Here is a 3,437-nt window from a genome sequence, read left to right on the forward strand (position 1 = left end):
CCTTGCAGGGGGTTCTGAAGGGGGGCGGAGGGGGTGAGGCAGGGCGGTCTGCCACAAGCCGCCCCTTTCTTTCCTTTTACGGTCAAATGCGGTCTAAAACAGCATCATGTTTGAGCCATCGGGGATGACCTTCCAGGTGTGGCCGGTTAAGGCGCCCGGGGAACCAATCGCTGTTGCCTCAGCGCCGTTGAGCAGACCGATATACAACTGACCGGTTGACTTGTCTGCGACGCAGATGTCGCTGTTGCCGTCGCCGTTGAAGTCGCCAATGCCGACAACCTGCATGTTTGAGGGCAGGGTTGCCGGTGAGCCACTGCCAATGACACCTACGTTGATCAACCAGATGTAGAGCATCCCGGTTGAGGCATTGTGCCAGAGGATGTCGCTCTTGCCATCGCCGTTGAAGTCACCAATGCCCTTTATCTGCCAGGTCGTATCTGCCAGAGCCAGCGGGGAGTTGGCAGCGGTGACTTTGGTGCCGTTGAGGTACCAGATATATATAGCTCCGGTTGTTGTGTTTTGCCAGAGGATGTCGTCCTTTGCATCGCCGTTGAAGTCGCCGGCGCCCTTTATCTGCCAACCGGTATCAGGCTGTGTGCCCACTATGCCCTGTGACGATACCCATGCTGCGTTCATAAACCAGATGTAAACCATGCCGGTTTTGGTGTTGTACCAGAGGACATCGCTCTTGCCATCGCCGTTAAAGTCACCAATGCCCTTTATTTGCCAACCGAGGTCAGACTGCGTTGCCACTATGCCCTGCGCCAATACCGATGATTCACTCATAAACCAGATGTAAACCGTGCCGGTTTTGGTGTTGTACCAGAGGATGTCGCTTTGACCATAGCCGTCAAAGTCGCCAATGCCCTTTATCTGCCAACTCAGATCAGACTGCGTGTAAATTGCGTTGTCACTGACAGCCTTCAGGTCATCCATCAACCAGAGCCTGGTGCTGCCGGTAGCGGTGTCGTACAGGAGGAGATCGCTTTTGCCGTTGCCGTCAAAGTCCGCCGTTGCCTTTTGTGTTGGCGCAGTGCCGCCCTCACAGGTGTATATTCTGACGTCATCGATGAGCCACCCCAGAAAGGCCGTGCCAACATCGGTCTTGAGGTTGAATCTGAACCTGACGCTTTTACCGGCCAGGGAACTTAGATCGAGCCGACTTGATATGTAACCGTTACTGACGTCACTGAACCCGTAAGCGCCATCGTATTGACTCTTGAAGTTGTAAGCGTTGTGTGTAAACAGCGGGCCGGCATCAGTCCAAGATACACTGTTATCCGTGCTGTAGGCAACGCGACCTATGTCCTGGGCAAGTAACTTATTGGTGTTTGCCTCAAGGTCATATGCGTGACTGAAGTGCAGATACGCCTTCTGTGGAATAACCACCTGGGTGGTCATCATGATGGCCGAGTCTGAGAGCGCCTCGGACTCCTCGCCGTAGATGCTGTATTTACCGCTTTTTGCGTAGCCTTCTTCGTTGACGTTCCACGCATCGACGCCTGTTATGGCGCTGTGGGTCCAATTGCCGGGGCCGCTCTCAAGGTCGTCGAAAAAACACGTTCTTTGGCGAACCGCTATCACAGACCGGGGCATCGGCAGATGGACATCCCGATGGCTGTTGGTTCATTTCCACGGCGTCGAGGGCATTTTTCACCTGCAGGCAGTCCGCCGATGTCACCATGGCGGTGCCAATCAGCGTGTTGCAGGCCGCCTCAAGGGCGTTATAGAGGTCTGCGTAGTCGCTGCCGGAGGTGAGCAAGTGACTCTGAGCCTCGTAGTATATCTTTGCAACCTTTGTAATGCCAATCCCGGTGACAGTCTTTGAGTTAAAAGTATCGCCATCGACCATCAGGTAAGCAGCCTTGTTGTTGATGCTGCTGTTTGTATGCACTCCACCGTTGTCCCTATAACCACAATAATAGTTGCTGCTGCTCATTTTGTCAGGGTCTTTGAACAACGTCGGGTCCTTCATGTTGCGTATGGCCCCTATAGAGAGGTCTTCAGCCATTGCCCACCTCACGATTGCAGCATCGTTGCCATGTCCGTTTGTCAGGTCTACAAACTCTCCCCACACATCGGAGAGAGACTCGTCAATGGCGCCGGATTGGTAGTAATAAAATAGATTGGACGTAGCTTGCGTAACGGCGTGCGTATACTCGTGGGCAACAACATCATCGGCATAAGCAAAGCCGTTGCCAAAGACAAGCTGTTTGGTCTCAGTATCCCAATAGGCGTTTTCATAAGGACAGTCATCGCCGGTATTTTCCGGACAGTACCTGACCGTAACAACCATGCGGCTGCCTGCGTTGTCGTAACCATCCCTGCCGTGGACGTCTTGATAAAAATCGTAAGTATCCCCCATGTAAGTATAGACGTCATCGACATCCTTTATGCCAACAGCGGCCTGACCTTCGATCCTGACAGGGGCAGAGCCGGGGAGGAAGTCATCGCGGACATTTTTTTTATCGTATATGGCCCTGTTTTTTGCGTCTCTGGTCTGATTAAAGTGCAGGGCAATACGCCCTGTGTGTGCATCGACCAGTACAAGCTCATTGATTGTTCCCGGTGCATTTGCCTTGACGTTCATCCGCCAGACAAGGGTATTGATATTGCCTCCGTGGCCAAGCAGGACGGGGTTGTATATCCACAGTTGCGGTGTGTCGGCAGACAACGTTGCCTGTGAGGTGTTGTAATGCTTCGATATCAGTCTCAGTGCCTCTGACCTGGCCGCATCCGGCTCTACGGATGGGGTTGTCTTGACAACAGGCGTGGGAGAGACCTCCCCGTTGGCGGTTAAGACGTTCTTTTTGGCATCCATATGGACTATCAGCTCACCGGCCATGACAGGGATGTCTTTATACACCTGCTGGAACCTGACTATCGACCTGCCGTCCCCGGTTGTCATCTGCCGTATCACCTGGAGTTCTTCGGTCTGGGAGTCAAGTCCAAACAGCCTGCCATACTCCTCAAGAAATCCCCTTGCCGCTGCCTCTGCCGTGGCGCTCTCTGTCAGTCCACGCATACGAGGGATCGTCCCGGCGCCATCGAACCTCATGAAACTGACACGTCCCGTACCACGATGGTAGGCCAGTATCACCTGCCCGTTGGCTGTCTGCCTTAGCCTCTGAACCAGTTCATCGTCACCTGAGGCCGCATACGACATGCCAAAACACCATGCAGTTGCAAGCAACAGCAGCAGGGATATAAACATTATCCGTCTTTTCACGCTAAAACCACCTTTTTTACTGATATCGGAAAATATATCGTCTTACTTACATTTTAGGATAAACAAAACGCTATGAAAAGTCAATCGTATCTTCAGGCGGGGGTGCATAAGAAAGTAGTTGGTGGCTTCGTCAAAGAAAGAATGGGGGCTTCGCCCCCTACCCCCTACAAGAAGGGCGGCTCCGCCCCCTCCTTGACCTCCCCTGCAA

Annotated in this window: 2 protein-coding genes; both read right to left on the reverse strand. The window is 53.2% G+C overall.

The genetic code is table 11. From position 1 onward, the window contains the following. Positions 1 to 93: 93 nt before the first annotated feature. A complete protein-coding gene (locus HWQ67_RS14765) occupies positions 94 to 1,584 on the reverse strand; it encodes an FG-GAP repeat domain-containing protein (RefSeq protein WP_218253456.1) in 1,491 nt (496 codons plus the stop codon). After that, entirely contained in the window at positions 1,541 to 3,229 is a 1,689-nt protein-coding gene (locus tag HWQ67_RS14770; RefSeq protein WP_218253457.1) for a M4 family metallopeptidase, read from the reverse strand. The genes HWQ67_RS14765 and HWQ67_RS14770 overlap by 44 nt, the downstream gene beginning before the upstream one ends. Positions 3,230 to 3,437: the final 208 nt, after the last annotated feature.

This window comes from Candidatus Magnetobacterium casense (assembly GCF_019173545.1).
GTDB classification, from domain to species: domain Bacteria; phylum Nitrospirota; class Thermodesulfovibrionia; order Thermodesulfovibrionales; family Magnetobacteriaceae; genus Magnetobacterium; species Magnetobacterium cryptolimnobacter.